Source organism: Micromonospora sp. CNZ296, from assembly GCF_007827635.1.
Map to the genome: position 1 here is coordinate 56,360 of NZ_VISW01000026.1, position 19,297 is coordinate 75,656.

Here is a 19,297-nt window from a genome sequence, read left to right on the forward strand (position 1 = left end):
CGGGCCGGTGCAGCAGCGGAGCCGAGGACCCCGCCGGCCGGGGCTCAGCCTCGGCCGGGTCCTCGGGGTGCCGCTGCGCGTCGACGCCTCGATGCTGCTGCTCACCGTCGTGGTCACGGTGCTGTACGCGGCGCTGGCCCGCCGCCAGCTCGACCTCGGCCCGCTCGGCGGCTACCTGGTCGGCCTCGGCTTCGTGATCTCCCTGCTCGGCTCCGTGCTGCTGCACGAGCTGGGCCACGCGCTGACCGCCCGCCGGTACGGCATCGGTGTGCGGGGGATCACGCTGGAACTGCTCGGCGGCTACACCGAGATGGACCGCGACGCCCCCAGCCCCCGGGTCGAGCTGCTGATCTCCCTGGCCGGTCCGGCCGTCTCCGCAGTGCTCGGCGCCGGCGCGGTCGCCGCCACCCTCGCCCTGCCCGCCGGCACGCTCGGCCACCAGCTCGCCTTCCAGCTCGCGGTCAGCAACGTGGTGGTGGCGATCTTCAACAGCCTGCCCGGCCTGCCGCTGGACGGCGGCCGGGCGCTGCGCGCCGCCGTGTGGGCGCTCACCCGCGACCGGCACCGCGGCACCGAGGTGGCCGGCTGGGTGGGCCGGGCCGTCGCGCTGGGTACGCTGGCGCTGGTCGTGGTGCTCACCATGCGCCGGGCGCTGGCCCCGCTGGCCCTGCCGCTGCTGCTGCTCGTCGCGCTGACGCTGTGGCGCGGCGCCGGCCAGTCGATCCGGATGGCGCGCATCGGCCGCCGGCTGCACCTGGTCGACCTGGCCCGGCTGGCCCGCGCGGTACTGCCGGTGCCCGCCGGCACGCCGCTGGCCGAGGCCCAGCGCCGCCGCGACGAGGCGGGCACCCCCGAGGCGGCGCTCGGCGTGGTCGACTCGGCCGGCCGTACGGTCGCCCTGGTCGACCCGGCCCGCGTCGCCGCCGTACCCCCGGAACGGAGGCCGTGGGTCGCGGTGGACGAGGTGGCCCGCGACCTGTCCGCCGTGCCGGCCCTGCCGCTCGGGGCGGACGGCGAGCGGGTGCTGGAGACCGTGCGTACCCACCCGGGCGCGCAGTACGTCGTGACGGCAGGCGAAGATGTGGTCGGCGTGCTGCACATCGCGGATCTCGCCCAGCTCCTGGAACCCGAACGGAAGACGAACACGTGACCGCAGAGATCTCCACCGTCCCGGCGTTGCCCCCGGTCCACCGCGGGCCGTTCCGGCCGGGCGACCGGGTCCAGCTGACCGACCCGAAGGGCCGGATGCACACCGTGACGCTGGAGCCGGGCAAGGAGTTCCACACCCATCGCGGGATCCTCAAGCACGACACCCTGATCGGCCTGCCCGACGGCAGCGTGGTCACCACCGCCGGCGGCGGCACCGCGTTCCTGGCGCTGCGGCCGCTGCTGTCGGACTACGTGCTGTCCATGCCGCGCGGCGCCCAGGTGATCTACCCGAAGGACTCGGCGCAGATCGTCGCCATGGGCGACGTCTTCCCCGGCGCCAAGGTACTGGAGGCCGGCGCCGGATCCGGCGCGCTGTCCTGCTCGCTGCTGCGGGCCGTCGGCACCGAGGGTGAGCTGCACTCGTTCGAGCTGCGCGACGACTTCGCCCAGATCGCCCGCCGCAACGTCGAGGCGTTCTTCAACGGCCCGCACCCGGCCTGGAACCTGCACGTCGGCGACGTCGCCGACTGCGCCGAGACCGGATTCGACCGGATCATCCTCGACATGCTCACCCCGTGGGAGATGCTCGACATGGTCGAGCGGGCACTCGTGCCCGGCGGCGTGCTGATCGGCTACGTGGCCACCACCCCGCAGCTGTCCGAGCTGGTCGAGGCGCTGCGCGAGCGCGGCGGCTGGACCGAGCCGCGCGCCTGGGAGTCGCTCGTGCGCGACTGGCACGCCGAGGGGCTCGCCGTCCGACCGGACCACCGGATGATCGCCCACACCGCGTTCCTGGTCTCCGCGCGCAAGCTCGCCCCCGGGGTCACCGCGCCGCCGCGGCGGCGCAAGCCCAGCAAGGGCGCCGAGGCGTACGCGCAGCGCCGCGACGCCCTGCGCGCCGCCGCCGCGGCCCGCGCGGCGGAGGAGCCGGAGCAGTCCTGACCCCCGCCGCGCGCCCGCGCGCGCACGGGCGGATCATGTGTGCCGGTGGGGACGACACCTGAGCGGGTGGAGACGGTGGCATGAGCGAGCGGATCGGGGCGCGCGTCGGGCGGCGCGCCCGTGCCGGTGACCGGAACCGACGGCGGCGCCGCGGCGCGGGTCGGCGGGAGGCGGCGTGAGCAACCCCGGCTACGGCAACGGCGACCTGCCCGCCGTCTTCCCGGACTGGTCGCCCTACACCGACCTGGAGTCGGCCGCGCGGGCGTACCTGCGCGACCCGGACATCGCGCTGGAGGCGCTCGACGGCGTGCTGCGCGGCGCCTCAGTGCTCGGTTTCACGCTGGAGCGCTTCGTCAACGAGGTGAACGGCGTGTGGCAGGAGGTCGTCGTCTGCGACGGCAGCCGGCTGGTGCTCTGGCACGGCGAGGACGTGCCGCCGGGGGAGGGGCCGCCCGGCGCGATGACCTCGTCGCTGCGGGTGGTGCCGCTGTCCACCGTCACCGAGGTCGGCTGCCGGCGGCGGCTCATGCGCGCCGACAACGGCACCGTACGGGTCGACAGCATCGACGTGTACCTGCTGCTCAGCTCACTGGACGAGGCACCGCCCAGCGACGAGGCGATCGGCGCGCCCCGGCACGACGCGCTGCGATTCGGCAAGACCCTCGACGACGGCGGGGCCGGGCAGATCGCCCGGCTGGAGGAGTTCGCCCGGCTGGTCGCCTCGGTGGTCGGCCGGCCCCTGCTCTGAGGCGGACGCACGACGGGCCGGGGACCACACGTCCCCGGCCCGTCGTGTCCGTCTCCGCCTCAGTCCTCGGCCTCCGGGCCGGCCACCTCGACGCCGTCGCTGCCGCGCACCACGTGGATGCACTCGCCCGGGCACTCCTTCGCGGAGTCGATCACCTCGAGGCGCAGGTGCTCCGGCACGTCCACCCGGGCGCCGGGGGCCTGCCGCAGCTCGCCGTCGGGGCCCTTGACGTACGCCAGGCCGTCGACGTCGAACTCGAAGACCTCCGGCGCGTACTGCACGCAGAGCCCGTCACCGGTGCAGAGATCCTGATCCACCCAGACCTGCAACTGGTCGGTCGCGACGTCGGTCACGAAGCACCCCCCATGTTCTCCCGTCCCACGCTCCGACGGTACCCGAACGCCCGTACCCGCCCCGCGACCAGCCCTTCGCGATCAAGCTTCGGTGACGAGCGCGTTGCTGTGGACCGAATCGGGCTCATAGCGGCTAGTGTTAGGTCAGAACGTTCAAGCCCCCCGGGGAGGTGGGACGTGGCACGCAGCGACGACGCGGACTCGCGCGCCGCACGGTGGGAAAAGGAAGCCCACGATCTCTCCACGCAGGTCGCGTTCCTGCAAGAGGAACTCGCTCTGGTGCGGCGCAAGTTGACCGAAAGCCCTCTACACGTCCGGCAGCTCGAAGAGCGGCTGGCGGCCACCCAGGCACAGTTGGCGCGGCTGACCGAGAACAACGAGCGGCTCGTGAGCACCCTCAAGGAGGCTCGCGCGCAGATCGTGACGCTCAAGGAGGAGATCGACCGGCTCGCCCAGCCGCCGAGTGGCTACGGCGTCTTCCTGGCCAAGCACGACGACGGCACGGTGGACGTGTTCACCGGCGGGCGCAAGCTCCGCGTCGCCGTCTCGCCCTCGCTGGAGGTCGACGAGCTGCGCCGGGGCCAGGAGGTCCTGCTCAACGACGCGCTCAACATCGTCGACGCGTTCGGCTACGAGCGGGTCGGCGAGGTGGTGATGCTCAAGGAGATCCTGGCGGGCCCCGAGGGCGCTCCGGGTGACCGGGCACTCGTGGTCTCGCACTCCGACGAGGAGCGCATCGTGCACCTCGCCGAGACCCTGATCGGCAGCGCGATCCGGGCCGGCGACTCGCTCATGATCGAGCCCCGCTCGGCGTACGCGTACGAGCGGATCCCGAAGAGCGAGGTCGAGGAGCTGGTCCTGGAGGAGGTGCCCGACGTCGACTACGAGGACATCGGTGGCCTCCAGGCGCAGATCGAGCAGATCCGCGACGCGGTGGAACTGCCCTTCCTGCACTCCGACCTGTTCCGCGAGCATCAGCTCCGGCCGCCGAAGGGCATCCTGCTCTACGGCCCGCCCGGCTGCGGCAAGACGCTCATCGCCAAGGCGGTGGCGAACTCGCTGGCCAAGAAGATCGCCGAGCGGGAGGGGAAGGATCGGCACACCAGCTTCTTCCTCAACATCAAGGGCCCCGAGCTGCTCAACAAGTACGTCGGCGAGACCGAGCGGCACATCCGGCTGATCTTCCAGCGGGCGCGGGAGAAGGCCGGTGAGGGCACTCCGGTGATCGTGTTCTTCGACGAGATGGACTCGGTGTTCCGCACCCGCGGCTCCGGCGTCTCCTCCGACGTGGAGAACACCATCGTCCCGCAGCTGCTCAGCGAGATCGACGGCGTGGAGGGCCTGGAGAACGTCATCGTCATCGGCGCCTCCAACCGGGAAGACATGATCGACCCGGCGATCCTGCGCCCCGGCCGGCTCGACGTGAAGATCAAGATCGAGCGGCCGGACGCCGAGGCGGCGAAGGACATCTTCTCCAAGTACATCCTCGCCGGCCTGCCGCTGCACGCCGACGACCTGGCCGAACACGGCGGCGACGCCCAGGCCACGGTCGCGGCGATGATCGACGCGGTGGTCCTGCGGATGTACTCCGAGACCGAGGAGAACCGGTTCCTCGAGGTCACCTACGCCAACGGTGACAAGGAAGTCCTCTACTTCAAGGACTTCAACTCCGGCGCGATGATCCAGAACATCGTCGACCGGGGCAAGAAGATGGCCATCAAGGAGTTCCTCACCTCCGGCCGCAAGGGTCTGCGCCTGCAGCACCTGCTCGACGCCTGCGTCGACGAGTTCCGCGAGAACGAGGACCTGCCCAACACCACCAACCCCGACGACTGGGCCCGCATCTCCGGCAAGAAGGGCGAGCGGATCGTCTACATCCGCACGCTCGTCTCCGGCGGCAAGGGCGCCGAGGCCGGACGGTCCATCGAGACCGCCAGCAACACCGGCCAGTACCTGTAGTCCGACCCCCTCGACGAAGGCCCGTGGCGTACGCGCCACGGGCCTTCGCGCGTACCCGGGGAAGCCGCCACACCGGACCCGGCGCTGCCGCCACGCCCCCTCGGCGCGTCACGCCGACTACGCTCGACGTGACGGGGACCGGGACGGCGAGCGGAGCGGGCAGGTCGATGAGCGTTAGACGGATCATGGGCACCGAGGTCGAGTACGGCATCTCCGTGCCCGGTCAGGCCGGAGCCAACCCGATGGTCACCTCCTCCCAGGTGGTCAACGCCTACGGGGCGCGGCCGGAACTCAACCGGGGCGGCCGGGCCCGCTGGGACTACGAGGAGGAGTCGCCACTGCGCGACGCCCGGGGGTTCACCTACTCCGGCGCCGCGTACGACCCGGCCGAGGCGCTCGCGGACGAGGATCTCGGGCTCGCCAACGTCATACTCACCAACGGCGCCCGCCTCTACGTCGACCACGCGCACCCGGAGTACTCCACACCCGAGGTCACAAACCCCCTTGACGTGGTGCGGTGGGACAAGGCGGGGGAGCGGGTGATGGCCGAGGCGTCCCGCCGCGCCGCGACCATCCCGGGCACCCACCCGATCCACCTGTACAAGAACAACACCGACAACAAGGGCGCGAGCTACGGCGCGCACGAGAACTACCTGATGCGCCGGCAGACGCCGTTCGCCGACATCGTGGCGTACCTGACGCCGTTCTTCGTCACCCGGCAGATCGTCTGCGGCGCCGGGCGGGTCGGCATCGGCCAGGACGGCGGCCAGAGCGGTTTCCAGATCTCCCAGCGGGCCGACTTCTTCGAGGTCGAGGTGGGACTGGAGACGACGCTCAAGCGGCCCATCATCAACACCCGCGACGAGCCGCACGCCGACGCCGACAAGTACCGCCGGCTGCACGTCATCATCGGCGACGCCAACCTCTCCGAGATCTCCACGTTCCTCAAGGTCGGCACCACCTCGCTGATCCTCGCCATGATCGAGGAGAAGGCGCTCGGCGCGGACCTGGGCATCGCCGACCCGGTGGCCGAGCTGCGCGCGGTCAGCCACGACCCGTCGCTCAAGCACCTGATGCGGATGCGCGACGGCCGCAGGCTCACCGCGCTGGACGTGCAGTGGGCGTACCTGGAGCGGGTGAGCTCCTTCGTGGACGACCGCCACGGCAAGGACGTGGACGCGCAGACCGCCGACGTGCTGCGCCGCTGGGAGAGCGTGCTGGACCGGCTCGGCCGGGACGCGTTCGAGTGCGCCGACGAGCTGGACTGGGTGGCCAAGCTGCGGCTGCTGGAGGGCTACCGGGAGCGGGAGAAGCTCGCCTGGGGCTCGCACAAGCTGCAACTGGTCGACCTCCAGTACTCCGACGTGCGGCCGGAGAAGGGCCTCTACCACCGTCTGGTGCAGCGCGGCTCGATGAAGACGCTGCTCACCGACGAGCAGACGCGCACCGCGATGACCGAGCCGCCGGAGGACACCCGGGCCTACTTCCGGGGCCGCTGCCTGGACCGGTACGCCTCCGAGGTGGTCGCCGCGAGCTGGGACTCGGTCATCTTCGACGTGGGCCGGGAGTCGCTGGTCCGGGTGCCGATGATGGAGCCCGAGCGGGGCACCCGCGCGCACGTCGGCGAGCTGTTCGACCGCTGCGAGAGCGCGAAGGATCTGCTGGAGACGCTCACCGGCGGGTGACCCCGATGCCGGAAGGCCCGCCGGGTGCCGGAAACGGGCACGCGACGGGCCTTTCGTCGCTCCCGCGAGGTAAGTTGATCGCAGGCGATCGTGGAGGAGGCACCACCATGGCGACGCAAGAGGGTGGGCAGACCCAGTCCGGCAAGTCCCGCGAGGAGGTCGAGGAGGTCACCGCGGAGGCCAACCCCGAGGTGGCCGAGCGGCACGCCGAGATCACCGAGGACGTGGACGACCTGCTCGACGAGATCGACTCCGTCCTGGAGGAGAACGCCGAGGAATTCGTGAGAGGATATGTGCAGAAGGGGGGTCAATGAGGCTTATGTCCGATTTGCCGGAGGCGTCGGACAAGCTTTGCCCCCAGTGTCGCCGCTCGCTTCCCGCGTCGGCGTTCCACCGTAATCGGCGTCGTCCAGACGGTCTGGCGTTCTACTGCAAGACGTGTGCCGCTGCTCGCTCAGAGGCGAGTCGCCGGAAACGTGGCATCGCGCCGCAGCGAAGGGCTGCCGTGCCGGTAGCGGACGGCCTCAAGTGGTGCCCCGACTGCGAGCAGATCAAGCCCGTAGACGATTTCCCCCGAACGACCAACGCCAGCGGTCGGCACAGCTACTGCAAGCCGTGCCACATCGCGCGTGGTAACGAGAGCAAGCAGCGGCTCTACGGTGGCAATCGCGAGTACCACCTGCGTCGTCGGTACGGGGTCGGGGAGAAGGAGTTCCAGGAGCTCCTGGCCGAGCAGGGCGGCGTCTGCGCGATCTGCCGGCGCCCCGATCCGGAACATCTGGACCACGATCATCGCACCGGATGGGTGCGCGGGATACTCTGCTTCAACTGCAACGGTGGTCTTGGTCAGTTCAAGGATGACTCCGACGTCCTGGCCAGGGCGATCACGTACCTGAGAGGAACCACGTGGCAGCGGGTTTTGATCCATCCGGGCGTCTTCCAGATGTGTTCACCAACGCGGGGACGTCCTCCTTCACAGCGTTCCTGAGCAAGGTGGCCCCCGAGATGCTGCCCGGCCGTCGGCCGCTGCCGCCCGGCATGGCCGCCGACATGGCGCCGCACGCGACCACCATCGTGGCCATCTCGGCCGCCGGCGGTGTGGTCATGGCCGGCGACCGGCGCGCCACGATGGGCAACCTGATCGCCCAGCGCGACATCGAGAAGGTGCACCCGGCCGACGCGTACTCGCTCGTCGGCATCGCGGGCACCGCCGGCATCGGCATCGAGCTGATGCGACTGTTCCAGGTGGAGCTGGAGCACTACGAGAAGATCGAGGGCGCGATGCTCTCGCTCGACGGCAAGGCCAACCGGCTGGCGTCGATGATCCGCGGCAACCTGGGCGCGGCCATGCAGGGCCTCGCCGTGATCCCGCTGTTCGCCGGCTTCGACCTGGCCGCGAGCGACCCGCAGCGGGCCGGGCGGATCTTCAGCTTCGACGTGACCGGCGGCCCGTACGAGGAGACCGGTTACGACGCCATCGGCTCCGGTTCGCTGTTCGCCAAGTCCGCGCTGAAGAAGCGGTTCCGGGCCGGCCTGTCGGTCGAGGACGCGACGCGGCTGGCGGTCGAGGCGCTCTACGACGCGGCGGACGACGACACCGCCACCGGCGGCCCCGACCTGACCCGGCGGATCTACCCGGTCGTGATGACCGCGACCGCCGAGGGCACCCACCGGCTCACCGACGCCGAGACGGCGGCGATCGCGGAGAGCGTGGTGTCCGGCCGGATGGAGAACCCCGGCGGCTGAGGCCGCTCCCACCGTCCACCGAGTCAGCAGTCCCGCAGAAGGAGAACCGCCGCCGTGGCCATGCAGTTCTACGCCTCGCCCGAGCAGATCATGCGCGACCGCTCCGAGCTGGCCCGCAAGGGCATCGCCCGGGGCCGCAGCGCGGTGGTCCTGAGCTACGAGGGCGGGGTGCTCTTCGTCGCCGAGAACCTGTCCAGCACGCTGCACAAGGTCAGCGAGATCTACGACCGGATCGGCTTCGCCGCTGTCGGCCGGTACAACGAGTTCGAGAACCTGCGCCGCGCGGGCGTGCGGATGGCCGACCTCAACGGGCTCAGCTACGACCGCCGGGACGTGACCGGCCTGGCGCTCGCCAACGCGTACGCGCAGACGCTGGGCGCGATCTTCACGGAGCAGTCGAAGCCGTTCGAGGTGGAGATCTGTGTGGCCGAGGTGGGCGCCACCGCCGAGGACGACTCCCTCTACCGGGTGACCTACGACGGCTCGGTGAACGACGAGCCGGGCCGGATGGCGATGGGCGGTCAGGCCGAGGCGATCAGCGGGGTGCTGAAGAACGAGCACCGGCCGGAGATGTCGCTGTCGGAGGCGGTCCGCGCCGCCATGAAGGCGCTGAGCAGCGTCGGCGGCGAGGGCGGGGCGGCCCGCACGATCGCCGCGAACCAGCTGGAGGTGGCGGTCCTGGACCGGCGCCGGGTGGGGCGTACGTTCCGGCGGGTGACCGGCGCGGCGCTCACCGCGCTGCTGGAGGGCGACGCCGAGGCCGACACCGCGCCCGCGCCGGGCCGGGCGAAGACGCCGACCGTGCCGACGGAGGAGGCGAAGAAGCCGACCACGTCGGCGGGTTCGGCCGATCTGGAGGGCAACGCGGAGGACAAGCCCGCCGAGTGACGACCGTCGCGGACCCCGCCACCTCGCCGAGGTGGCGGGGTTTTTCGCGTACGGATGCCGCCACCTCGCCGATCTGCGCGGGGGAGATCGCAAGCGGCGAGCGTCGGCGCTGCCCATCGGAGGCTCCGGGCGGCTAATGTCTCATCATGGAGCGGCGAATCTTCGGCCTCGAAACCGAGTACGGCGTCACCTGCACCTATCGCGGGCAACGCCGACTGTCCCCCGACGAGGTCGCGCGGTACCTGTTCCGGCGGGTGGTGTCGTGGGGCCGGTCGAGCAACGTGTTCCTGCGCAACGGCGCCCGCCTCTATCTCGACGTCGGTTCGCACCCGGAGTACGCGACTCCGGAGTGCGACTCGGTGACCGACCTGGTGGCACACGACCGGGCCGGTGAGCGGATCCTGGAGGGCCTGCTCGTCGACGCGGAGAAGCGGCTGCACGACGAGGGCATCGCGGGCGAGATCTACCTGTTCAAGAACAACACCGACTCGGCCGGCAACTCGTACGGCTGCCACGAGAACTATCTGGTGTCCCGGCACGGCGAGTTCGGCCGGCTCGCCGACGTGCTCATCCCGTTCCTGGTCACCCGGCAGTTGATCTGCGGCGCGGGCAAGGTGCTGCAGACGCCGCGCGGCGCTGTCTACTGCCTGTCCCAGCGGGCCGAGCACATCTGGGAGGGTGTCTCGTCGGCGACCACCCGCAGCCGGCCGATCATCAACACCCGCGACGAGCCGCACGCGGACGCCGAGCGCTACCGCCGGCTGCACGTGATCGTCGGTGACTCGAACATGAACGAGGTCACCACGCTGCTGAAGGTCGGCACCGCCGACATCGTGCTGCGGATGATCGAGGCCGGCGTGGTGATGCGGGACCTGACGCTGGAGAACCCGATCCGGGCCATCCGCGAGGTGTCGCACGACATCACCGGCCGGCGCAAGGTGCGGCTGGCCTCCGGCAAGGAGGTCTCGGCGCTGGAGATCCAGCAGGAATACCTGGCCAAGGCGACGGAGTTCGTGGAGCGCCGGGGCGGCGACCAGACCGCGAAGCGGGTGGTCGACCTGTGGGGCCGGGTGCTGCGCGCGGTCGAGACCGGCGACCTGGACCCGGTGGCCCGCGAGATCGACTGGGTCACCAAGCTGAAGCTGATCGAGCGTTACCAGCGCAAGCACGACCTGCCGCTGTCGCACCCGCGGGTGGCGCAGATGGACCTGGCCTACCACGACCTGCGGCGCGGGCGCGGCCTGTACGGGCTGCTGGAGCGCCGTCGTGAGGTGGACCGGGTGGCCACCGACCCGGAGATCTTCGAGGCGAAGGAGACGCCGCCGCAGACGACCCGGGCGCGGCTGCGCGGCGAGTTCATCCGCCACGCCCAGGAGAAGCGGCGCGACTTCACCGTGGACTGGGTGCACCTGAAGCTGAACGACCAGGCGCAGCGCACGGTGCTGTGCAAGGACCCGTTCCGGGCCTACGACGAGCGGGTGGAGCGGCTGATCGCCAGCATGTGATCGTGCGGGCGGCCGGTGCCCGGCACCGGCCGCCCGTCCACAGGTACGCTGGCGTCGCGATGAACACTTCCGAATCCGCCGGTGGGTCCGGCCGCGAGACGTCCTCGGACCGTGACGGCACCGAGAAGCTCAACTGGATCGACCGCCGGCGGGAGAAGATCCGCGCCGAGATCGAGCGCAACAGGCGCGGCGACTACATGGTGCCGACCTGGGTGCTGGCGGCGGCGCTGGTGCTGATCGTGGGCGCCTGGCTCGGGCTGATCCTGTTCCTCGGCTGAGTTCCGGGCCGGTCAGTTGTACGGCATCCGGGGGAACCAGCCGAAGCCGAACAGCGCAGGCACCCGCACGTCCCAGTAGACGACTGTGAAGACGCCGAGCGCGACGAGCAGCGCTCCGGTGACCACGGCGGCGCGGCGGGGGTCGGCCATCCATGCGAGGAAGCGTCCCCGGCTGATCGCCACGGCGACCGCGAAGACGACGGTGACGAGCACGATGTTGCCCAGCGACTGGAGCGTGAACGCCAGCGCTCCGTAGAGCGGGTTGCCGGTGTCGACGGCCCAGTGGAACAGCTTGTTGAACATCGGGTAGGGCCGGCCGACGAGGAAACCGCCGACGAGCGCGCCGATCGTCACCACCCGGGCGACGGGCCGGTGCGCGAAGACGTCCGGCACCAGCTTGAGCGCGGCGAGTCCGAGGTAGGTCAGGGCGAGTCCGATGACGCCGAAGACGACCGACGACTGGATGAGGCGTACCGGGACGCCGCCGACCACGTCGGTGGACAGCTGGGGCAGCCGGTCGCCGGCCAGCACGCCGACGACGCCGTAGCTCGCCGAGACGGCGACCATGCCGAGGGTCAGCCAGCCGACCGGGCGCAGCAGGGCACGCAGCGCCGGCCGGGTGCCACCGGCCGGGTCGGCGCCGGAGACCTGGCTCATCGGCCCGACCGAGGCCGCGACGGCGATGTTGCAGGCGGTGAAGGTCCCGGCGAAGCCGGAGACGAAGGCGAAGAGCAATCCGGCGACGGTGCCGGTGATGGCGGTCTCCTTGGCGTCGTGGCCCAGCACGGTGTTCGCGACGTTGTCGCCGATGACCTTGTCGACCAGCTCGAACGACCACAGGACGGCCAGCAGCACGCCGGCTGCCGCGCTGACCAGGGCGAGTCGGAGCCGGTGCCGGGGGCGATGGGGGGAGATCCCGGCGTCGGGGGTCGCGTCCGGGAACTGTCGCAGTGCCATGAGGGGCCTCCTAAACGGCGGCCGCACGCGTTCCCCGGGCAGCCGGGAACGACGCCTGTCAGTGGGGAGTGGTGGGGCCGGAGTCGAGTACCCGGCAAGTATGGGGAGGCCGGGCAGGGCCCTGGTTCTTCCATCATGCTGACCTGTCTCCGGCGTCTTCTCCGGCGCCGGCGGTGACGGCACTCTGGACGGCGAGGCCGCCGGCACCGCCGGCACGGACAGGGAGCGTGACGTCATCGCACACATCGATCTCGGGCTGGACGAGAAGGCACATCCGGGCATCCGAGGGCCGTTGCGGTTCCGGCCGGATACGGCGAAGCCGCTGGGCGAGCTGGCGGAGGTGCTGCTGCGCGCGCCGCATCCCACGCTGACGCCGGGCGAGCGGGAGCTGATCGCGGCGTACGTCTCCGGCCTCAACGACTGCGACTTCTGCTGCTCGTCGCACGCGGCGTTCGCCGCCGCACAGCTGCCCGCCGGGATGCCGTTGGTCGACCAGGTGCGCGCGGACGTCGGCACGGCCCCGGTCGACGCCAGGCTGCGGGCACTGCTGCACATCGCCGCCGCGGTGCGCCGCAGCGGCCGGGAGGTCACCACCGAACTGGTCGAGGCGGCCCGCGCGGAGGGCGCCACCGACCTGGAGATCCACGACACGGTGCTGATCGCCGCCGCGTTCTGCATGTTCAACCGCTACGTCGACGGTCTGGGCACCTGGACGCCGCGGGATCCCGAGGCGTACGCGCGAGCCGCCGACCACCTCGTCGCGAACGGTTACCTGGCGATCTGACGGCGGCGCGGCTCAGCCGAGCAGGCGGGCCGCGTGCCGGCCGGCGGCGGCGGCGGCCAGGAAGTAGGCGTGGTCGGCGTCCAGGCCCCGGCCCATCGTGGACAGGCCGCCCGGGGTGGCCCGCAGCGCCGCGTCGAGGCCGTCGGCAGGCACCGTGACGATGCGGTGCCGGTCGGCCAGCGGCGTCAGCGCCGCGGCGACCTCCGCGGCCAGGCCGGGGGCGAGGCCGTCCGGCACGACCAGCTCCGCGGGGGCCAGCGCGACCCGGCCGTACGCGGTCAGGCTGTGGTGGGAGACGCCACGGTGCCGGGGGCGGGCGTCGGCGTCGGAGATGCGCAGCGAGCCGACCGGGCGCCCGCCCAGCGTGGCGACCGCGTTCACGGCTTCGCCGACCGCGACGCCGGAGAAGCCCCAGCGGGTGCCGGTGCCGAGGTTGCCCGGCCCCTGGGCGACGATCGTCAGGTCGGCGTCGAGCACGTGCCGGGCGGCGAGCAGGCCGCTGTGCAGTGTGCTCGCCTCCAGGTCACCGCCGAACGCCTGGCCCACGCTGACCGTGCCGGCGAGGTGCCCGGACAGCCCGGCCAGGGTGCGGGAGAACCAGGCCGGCAGCGCGCCACCGTCGGTCAGCACGTACGCCACCCGGGCGTCGGGCGCGTCGGCGTGTACACCGGCCAGGATCGCCGGCAGCGCGGAGTGCAGATCGGCGGTGACCACCGGCATGCCGTCGACCGAGTCCGCCGCGGCCAGCCGGTCGTGGTGCGGCGACGCCTCCTCGTCCACGCCGAGGAGGATCGGTTGCAGCGGCGTGTAGCGGGCCTTGACCAGGTGCCCGGCGTCGCGGCTGTCACCGGCCTGCGGCGGGTCCGGCGGCAGCCGGTCGGGCAGCGCCACGACCAGCGCGTAGCCGCCGGTGCCGAGGCCCATCAGCAGCGCGCCGGCGTTGAGCAGCACCCGGTCGCCGGGTTCGGGCTCGCCGACCAGGGCCGGGTAGGCCAGGGCGCGCATCCGGGCGCCGTCGGGCAGGTCGACGTCGAGTTCGACAGCGCCGGCCCACCGTCGCCGTACCGCCGTGACCGTGCCGGACCGCCATCGCACCATGCGGTGCACCGTATCGGCCGCCGCCGGGACGGCCCCCGGGCGGGTCAGGGGTTCCGGTCGTCGACCGGGCGGCCCGCCTCGTCCTGGGTGGTGCGGGCGGTCCGGCCGGCCGAACCGGACCGGACCGGGTGGGGTCGAGGAAGACGTACGCGATCTCCGGGAAGTGCCCGGTGAGCCGGCGTTCGGCCTCGTCGGCGGCGGCCTCGATGTCGGCGCCGGTGGCGTCGTCACGGAAGTCGACCTTGGCGGCGACGAGGATGTCGTCGGGACCGAGGAACATGGTCATCAGGGTGTCGACGTGGTCCACCGTCGGCACGTCCGTCAGCTCCCGCTCGATGCGCCGGTGCAGCCGGTCGGAGACGGAGCGGCCGACCAGCAGCGAGATGTTGCTGCGCGCCAGCACGACGGCGACCACCAGCAGCAGTACGCCGATGAGGATCGAGGCGACGCCGTCGTACAGCTCGTCACCGGTCAGGTGCGACAGGGTGAGCCCGCCGGCGGCGATCAGCAGGCCGATCAGCGCGGCGCTGTCCTCCAGGAAGACGGCCTTGACGGTGGTGTCGGCGGTCAGGCGCAGATAGCGGCGCGGGGTGGTGCCCCAGCGGCGTGACTCGCCGCGCACCTGCCGGACCGCCCGGGCCAGCGACACCGACTCGATCGCGAAGGAGACCGCCAGCACCACGTACGCGACGAGGTATTCGCCGCTGTGCTCGTGCACCAGGATGGTGGTGACGCCGTGCGTGACGGCGAAGCCCGCACCGGCCACGAAGGTGAACAGCGCGGCGAGGAACGCCCAGACGTAGCTCTCCTTGCCGTACCCGAAGGGGTGCCGGGTGTCGGCGGGCCGCGCGCCGCGGCGCAGCGCCAGGTAGAGCAGCACCTCGGTGGTGGTGTCGGCGAGCGAGTGGGCGGCCTCGGAGAGCATCGCCGCGGAGCCCGAGATCAGGCCCGCTACCAGCTTGGCGACCGCGATGGCGAGGTTCGCCGCGCCGGCCACCACGACAGTGCCGACGCTCTCGGTCTTGACCTCCGGTTCCGCCATGCGATCACCCTATGACCGGTCGATGCCCGCCGCCGGGTGGGAAGACCCCCGCGCCGCGCCGCGCGGGTGCCCGCGCCCGACGCGCGGGCTGCTAGCGTTTGGGCGTGTCCCGGACCCGTACCGAACGCCTGGTCAACCTGGTGATCTGCCTGCTGTCGACGCGACGCTTCCTGACCGCCGCGCAGATCGCCGCGACCGTGCCCGGCTACGAGCACGACCCGGACGACGCCAAGGACCACGAGGCGTTCCAGCGCAAGTTCGAGCGCGACAAGGCCGAGCTGCGTGAGCTGGGCGTGCCGCTGGAGACGGGCACGGCGAGCGTCTTCGACGCCGAGCCGGGCTACCGGATCGCGCCGCGCGCGTACGCGCTGCCCGACATCCCGCTCGAACCGGACGAGGCCGCGGCCGTGGGCATCGCCGCCCGGCTGTGGCAGCACGCCGGGCTGGCCGCCGCCGCGTCGTCGGGGCTGGCGAAGCTGCGCGCCGCCGGCATCGACGTCGACCCGCAGGCGACCCTGGGCCTGGAGCCGATGGTCACCGTCGACCCGGCGTTCGCGCCGCTCACCGCCGCCGCGCGGGACCGGCGCGAGGTCAGCTTCGACTACCGCGTGCCGGACCGGGACGCGCCCACCCGCCGCCGGGTGCAACCGTGGGGCGTGGTCTGCTGGCGCGGCCGGTGGTACGTCGTCGGCCACGACCTGGACCGGGCGGCGACCCGCTGTTTCCGGCTGTCGCGGGTGGTCGGCACGGTCCGGGCGACCGGCGAGCCGGGCGCCTACGAGCCGCCCGCCGGGGTCGACCTGATCAGCCATGTGGCCCGCTGGTCCGGGCCGGTGGAACGCACCGGCCGGGCCACGGTGCTGGCCACGCCGGGCCGCGCCGCCGGGCTGCGCCGCTGGGCCGTCGAGTGCCAGGCTGGCCCCGACGGCGACCGGCTGGTGCTGCCGTACGCCGACGCCGACTACCTGGCCGGCCAGATCGTCGGGTACGGCCCGGACGTCCGGGTCCTGGAGCCACCGGAGGTACGGGAGGCGGTCATCCAGCGGCTCAAGGAGGTCGCCGCCCGGCACGACGAGCTGGCAGTGACCGGAGGTGCCCGGTGACCCGCCCGGCGTCCCGCGCGGGCCGTGCCTCCGCCGACCGGCTGGCCCGGCTGCTCAACCTGGTGCCCTACCTGCTGGCCCGCCCCGGCATCGAGATCGCCGAGGCGGCGCACGACCTCGGAGTGACCGAGAAGCAGCTCCGGGAGGACCTGGAACTGCTCTGGGTGTGCGGGCTGCCCGGCTACGGCCCCGGCGACCTGATCGACATGGCGTTCGACGGCGACCGGGTCACCATCACCTACGACGCCGGGATCGACCGCCCGCTGCGGCTGACCCCGGACGAGGCCCTGGCCCTGGTGGTGGCGCTGCGGATGATCGCCGAGACGCCCGGCGTGGCCAACCGGGAGGCGGTCGAACGGGCGCTCGCCAAGATCGAGAATGCCGCCGGTGACCTGGCCGGCGCGCCGGTCGAGGTCCGCCTGCCCGGCGACAGCGCCCGGGTACGCGAGCTGCGCGCCGCCGTCGAGCGCGGCCGGGCGCTGCGGATCACCTACTACACCCCGGCGCGGGACGAGACCACCGAACGCACCATCGACCCGCTGCGGATGCTGATGGTCGGCGGCCGGGCGTACGTGGAGGCGTGGTGCCGCCGCGCCGAGGGGGTACGCCTGTTCCGGGCCGACCGGATCGACGCGGTGACCGAGCTGCCGGAGCAGGCGGTGGTGCCGCCGCAGGCCCGCCCGCACGATCTCAGCGACGGCGTGTTCCGCCCGTCGGCGGACCTGCCGCTGATCACGCTGCGGATCGGCCGGGGCGAGCGGTGGATCACCGAATATTATCCGTGCGAGCGGGTCGAGGCCGACGGCGAGCAGTGGCTGGTGTCGCTGCGCGTCACCGACCTCGGGTGGGCCCGGCGGTTCGTGCTCGGGCTGGGCCCGGAGGTGACTGTGGTGGCCCCGGCCGAGCTGGCCGAGCAGGTACGCGCCCAGGCCGTGGCCGCGCTCGACGCGTACGCCACCCCGGCCGGCAGCGCCGACCCGGCAGCCGTCGGCGGCACCCGATAGGCTGACCGCCGTGGTGACGTGGATCGTGCTCGGGGTCGTGGTGTTCGCGCTGGTCGTACTGGCCCTGGCGATCCGTCCGGTGGTGAGCCGCCTGCCGGGGCTGCGCCGTTCCGCGCTGGCGTTGCAGCGCCGGGCGGTCGAGGCCGAGTCGCTGCGGTCGGCCGCCGAGCAGTTGCAGGCGCGGGCCGAGTCGCTCCAGGAGCGGGCGGCGGTCGCGCAGGAGCGGATCATGTTGATCAAGGCCAAGCGCGGCGACTGATCGACGCCGATCGGCCCGGTGAGCGTCGGCTGCGCGTTCCCGGGCGGTTGCGCGCAGAAATGCGCGGACCTGGACGGTTGACGGGACACTTCGGGTTGGTCGAAACTTCACCGATCGGGCCCGCACGAGCAGGCCCGCGGGGGTGGCAAGCCGCTGCGACACACGTACGATGGGCGACGACCCACCCTCACCGACACAGAGCGACTGGAGCTTCCCATGGGTGCCCTCAAGCCGTGGCACATCGCCGTACTCGTGGTCGTGCTGATCCTGCTGTTCGGCGCGAAGCGGCTCCCCGACGCGGCCCGCTCGCTGGGCCGCTCGCTGCGGATCATCAAGGCCGAGACCAAGAGCCTGCACGACGACGACCGCGATCTCGCCGAGAAGGCCGACGCGCAGTCCGGCTACCAGCCGCTCCCGCCGCAGCAGGGGCACGTGCAGCAGCAGCCGTACGCCCAGGGCCAGCAGCAGTACGCCCAGCAGCAGCCGTACGCGCCGCAGCCGCAGCCGCAGCAGCCCGTGGCCCCGCCGGCCGACCCGGTGCAGCGCGTCCGCGAGAACTGATCCGAGAGGGCCTCAACCACCGTGGCCTTCGGGTTGAAGAAGCGCGGCCCGAGCAGCTTCGCGCGCGCGGCCGACGGCTCGATGACGCTCATCGAGCACATCCGTGAGCTGCGCAACCGGCTGTTCCGGGCGTCGCTGGCGATCCTGGTCGGCTTCGGCTTCGGCATCTGGCTGGCCGAGCCGGTCCGGGTGCTGCTGTCCAAGCCCTACTGCGACCTGCCGCAGTCGTTCGACGCGGCGACGGGCAAGTGCAAGTTCGTGCAGCTCGGCGTCGCCGACGTCTTCCTGCTGAACCTCAAGATCGGCCTCTGGGTGGGCCTGATCATCGCCGCGCCGATCTGGCTCTACCAGCTCTGGGCGTTCATCGCGCCCGGCCTGCACCGCCACGAGCGGCGGTACGCATACGTCTTCACCGCCCTGGCGGCCCCGCTGTTCGCGGCCGGCGCGGTGCTGGCGTTCTTCGTCACCACCAAGGGGCTCGAGTTCCTGCTCGACATCTCCGGCGACGACATCGCGACCAACCTCGAGGTGACCCGCTACATATCGTTCGTCACGAACCTGATCCTGCTGTTCGGTGTGGCGTTCGAGTTCCCGCTGATCGTGCTGATGCTCAACTTCGTCGGCCTGGCCAGCGCCAAGCGGCTGCTGAGCTGGTGGCGGGTGGCGGTGTTCGTGTTCTTCGCGTTCTCCGCCGTGGTCACGCCGACACCCGACCCGTTCGGCATGACCGCGCTGGCGATCTGCCTCTGCGCGCTCTACTTCGCCGCGGTGGGGGTGGCGTTCATCAACGACAAGCGGCGCGGTCGCGGGCGTGAGGTCTACGCCGGCATCGCCGACGACGAGGTGTCACCGCTTGACCTGTCGGACGAGCCGGTGCCCGCCAGCGGCCGGATCGAGGCGTCCGAGCCCATCGGCGCACCCGAGCCGATCGTCGCCCCGAAGCCGATCGAGCGCCGCTACGACGACATGACCTGACCGACCCCGCTCACCGCCGGACGCCGTCCCCGCCTCACGGGGACGGCGTCCGCGTCTTCCCAGCCGCCCACCGCCGCCCGCCGAGGACGCTGACGCCCTGTCCCGCGTCGATCATGGACTTGGCGCCCCTCGAACGCCCGATATGAGCGGCTTGACCGGGCCGCAGCTGCAAGACGCTTCTATGTCTGTGGTGATCGGTTCGGCTGATTGCCGTTAGGGTTCGGCGTTGGTGATCACTTGGGTGGCTCTTCGTTGATCCGG

General features: G+C 72.1%; 20 protein-coding genes and 1 pseudogene. 17 read left to right on the forward strand and 4 right to left on the reverse strand.

The genetic code is table 11. From position 1 onward, the window contains the following. Nucleotides 1-91: 91 nt before the first annotated feature. The 3 genes from FB455_RS30560 to FB455_RS30570 all read left to right on the forward strand — a co-directional run bounded on the left by FB455_RS30560 (nt 92) and on the right by FB455_RS30570 (nt 2,839). Nucleotides 92-1,150, forward strand: a complete 1,059-nt coding sequence (locus FB455_RS30560; protein ID WP_151014987.1) for a M50 family metallopeptidase — start codon at nt 92-94, stop codon at nt 1,148-1,150. Beyond that, entirely contained in the window at nt 1,147-2,091 is a 945-nt protein-coding gene (locus FB455_RS30565) for a tRNA (adenine-N1)-methyltransferase (protein WP_013476951.1), read from the forward strand. The genes FB455_RS30560 and FB455_RS30565 overlap by 4 nt, the downstream gene beginning before the upstream one ends. Before the next feature lie 175 nt (nt 2,092-2,266). Continuing rightward, nucleotides 2,267-2,839, forward strand: coding sequence for a hypothetical protein (locus FB455_RS30570; RefSeq protein WP_013476950.1), 573 nt, complete (start codon nt 2,267-2,269; stop codon nt 2,837-2,839). Nucleotides 2,840-2,898: 59 nt separating this feature from the next. Here the strand turns inward: FB455_RS30570 and FB455_RS30575 are convergent, their stop codons facing one another. After that, nucleotides 2,899-3,192: a ferredoxin gene (locus FB455_RS30575; RefSeq protein WP_013286103.1), complete on the reverse strand. Its 294-nt coding sequence runs from the start codon at nt 3,190-3,192 to the stop codon at nt 2,899-2,901. A 177-nt stretch (nt 3,193-3,369) separates the two neighbouring features. Here FB455_RS30575 and arc point away from each other — a divergent pair, with 177 nt between their 5' ends. From arc to FB455_RS30615, 8 genes are all read left to right on the forward strand, one after another. Continuing rightward, nucleotides 3,370-5,151 (forward strand): proteasome ATPase, encoded by a 1,782-nt coding sequence (gene arc / locus FB455_RS30580; RefSeq protein WP_145755625.1) that lies wholly within the window; start codon nt 3,370-3,372, stop codon nt 5,149-5,151. 167 nt (nt 5,152-5,318) lie between these two features. Further along, nucleotides 5,319-6,836 carry a depupylase/deamidase Dop gene (dop, locus tag FB455_RS30585; RefSeq protein WP_036311545.1) on the forward strand — a complete coding sequence of 506 codons (1,518 nt, stop codon included), beginning with the start codon at nt 5,319-5,321 and terminating at the stop codon, nt 6,834-6,836. A 107-nt stretch (nt 6,837-6,943) separates the two neighbouring features. Continuing rightward, nucleotides 6,944-7,150, forward strand: a complete 207-nt coding sequence (locus FB455_RS30590; protein WP_013286106.1) for a ubiquitin-like protein Pup — start codon at nt 6,944-6,946, stop codon at nt 7,148-7,150. 5 nt (nt 7,151-7,155) lie between these two features. Beyond that, nucleotides 7,156-7,824 (forward strand): endonuclease VII domain-containing protein, encoded by a 669-nt coding sequence (locus FB455_RS30595; RefSeq protein WP_030274002.1) that lies wholly within the window; start codon nt 7,156-7,158, stop codon nt 7,822-7,824. Next, entirely contained in the window at nt 7,743-8,582 is an 840-nt protein-coding gene (gene prcB, locus FB455_RS30600) for a proteasome subunit beta (protein ID WP_176739678.1), read from the forward strand. The genes FB455_RS30595 and prcB overlap by 82 nt, the downstream gene beginning before the upstream one ends. 54 nt (nt 8,583-8,636) lie before the next feature. Then, nucleotides 8,637-9,470 (forward strand): proteasome subunit alpha, encoded by an 834-nt coding sequence (gene prcA / locus FB455_RS30605; protein ID WP_013476947.1) that lies wholly within the window; start codon nt 8,637-8,639, stop codon nt 9,468-9,470. Between the two features lie 146 nt (nt 9,471-9,616). After that, nucleotides 9,617-10,975 carry a Pup--protein ligase gene (pafA, locus tag FB455_RS30610; RefSeq protein ID WP_013286109.1) on the forward strand — a complete coding sequence of 453 codons (1,359 nt, stop codon included), beginning with the start codon at nt 9,617-9,619 and terminating at the stop codon, nt 10,973-10,975. Nucleotides 10,976-11,034: 59 nt separating this feature from the next. Next, nucleotides 11,035-11,253: a hypothetical protein gene (locus FB455_RS30615; RefSeq protein WP_030273997.1), complete on the forward strand. Its 219-nt coding sequence runs from the start codon at nt 11,035-11,037 to the stop codon at nt 11,251-11,253. Nucleotides 11,254-11,265: 12 nt separating this feature from the next. Here the strand turns inward: FB455_RS30615 and FB455_RS30620 are convergent, their stop codons facing one another. Continuing rightward, nucleotides 11,266-12,210 carry a hypothetical protein gene (locus tag FB455_RS30620; protein WP_030273995.1) on the reverse strand — a complete coding sequence of 315 codons (945 nt, stop codon included), beginning with the start codon at nt 12,208-12,210 and terminating at the stop codon, nt 11,266-11,268. Nucleotides 12,211-12,445: 235 nt separating this feature from the next. Here FB455_RS30620 and FB455_RS30625 point away from each other — a divergent pair, with 235 nt between their 5' ends. After that, nucleotides 12,446-12,994 carry a carboxymuconolactone decarboxylase family protein gene (locus tag FB455_RS30625; RefSeq protein WP_013476945.1) on the forward strand — a complete coding sequence of 183 codons (549 nt, stop codon included), beginning with the start codon at nt 12,446-12,448 and terminating at the stop codon, nt 12,992-12,994. A 12-nt stretch (nt 12,995-13,006) separates the two neighbouring features. Here the strand turns inward: FB455_RS30625 and FB455_RS30630 are convergent, their stop codons facing one another. Further along, nucleotides 13,007-14,092, reverse strand: coding sequence for a DUF3866 family protein (locus FB455_RS30630; protein ID WP_030273993.1), 1,086 nt, complete (start codon nt 14,090-14,092; stop codon nt 13,007-13,009). 187 nt (nt 14,093-14,279) lie between these two features. Then, nucleotides 14,280-15,134 (reverse strand): annotated as a pseudogene (locus tag FB455_RS30635) (cation diffusion facilitator family transporter); the annotation flags it as partial. A 104-nt stretch (nt 15,135-15,238) separates the two neighbouring features. Here FB455_RS30635 and FB455_RS30640 point away from each other — a divergent pair. From FB455_RS30640 to tatC, 5 genes are all read left to right on the forward strand, one after another. Next, entirely contained in the window at nt 15,239-16,237 is a 999-nt protein-coding gene (locus FB455_RS30640) for a helix-turn-helix transcriptional regulator (protein WP_013286115.1), read from the forward strand. After that, complete coding sequence (locus tag FB455_RS30645) at nt 16,234-17,241, forward strand: helix-turn-helix transcriptional regulator (RefSeq protein ID WP_013286116.1); 1,008 nt, start codon at nt 16,234-16,236, stop codon at nt 17,239-17,241. Before FB455_RS30640 ends, FB455_RS30645 begins: the two co-directional genes overlap by 4 nt. Nucleotides 17,242-17,251: 10 nt before the next feature. After that, nucleotides 17,252-17,500 (forward strand): hypothetical protein, encoded by a 249-nt coding sequence (locus tag FB455_RS30650; RefSeq protein WP_013286117.1) that lies wholly within the window; start codon nt 17,252-17,254, stop codon nt 17,498-17,500. A gap of 216 nt (nt 17,501-17,716) precedes the next feature. Further along, nucleotides 17,717-18,061: a Sec-independent protein translocase subunit TatA gene (gene tatA / locus FB455_RS30655; protein WP_030273989.1), complete on the forward strand. Its 345-nt coding sequence runs from the start codon at nt 17,717-17,719 to the stop codon at nt 18,059-18,061. A 21-nt stretch (nt 18,062-18,082) separates the two neighbouring features. Then, a complete protein-coding gene (gene tatC, locus FB455_RS30660) occupies nt 18,083-19,036 on the forward strand; it encodes a twin-arginine translocase subunit TatC (protein ID WP_030273988.1) in 954 nt (317 codons plus the stop codon). The last annotated feature ends 261 nt before the right edge of the window (nt 19,037-19,297 follow it).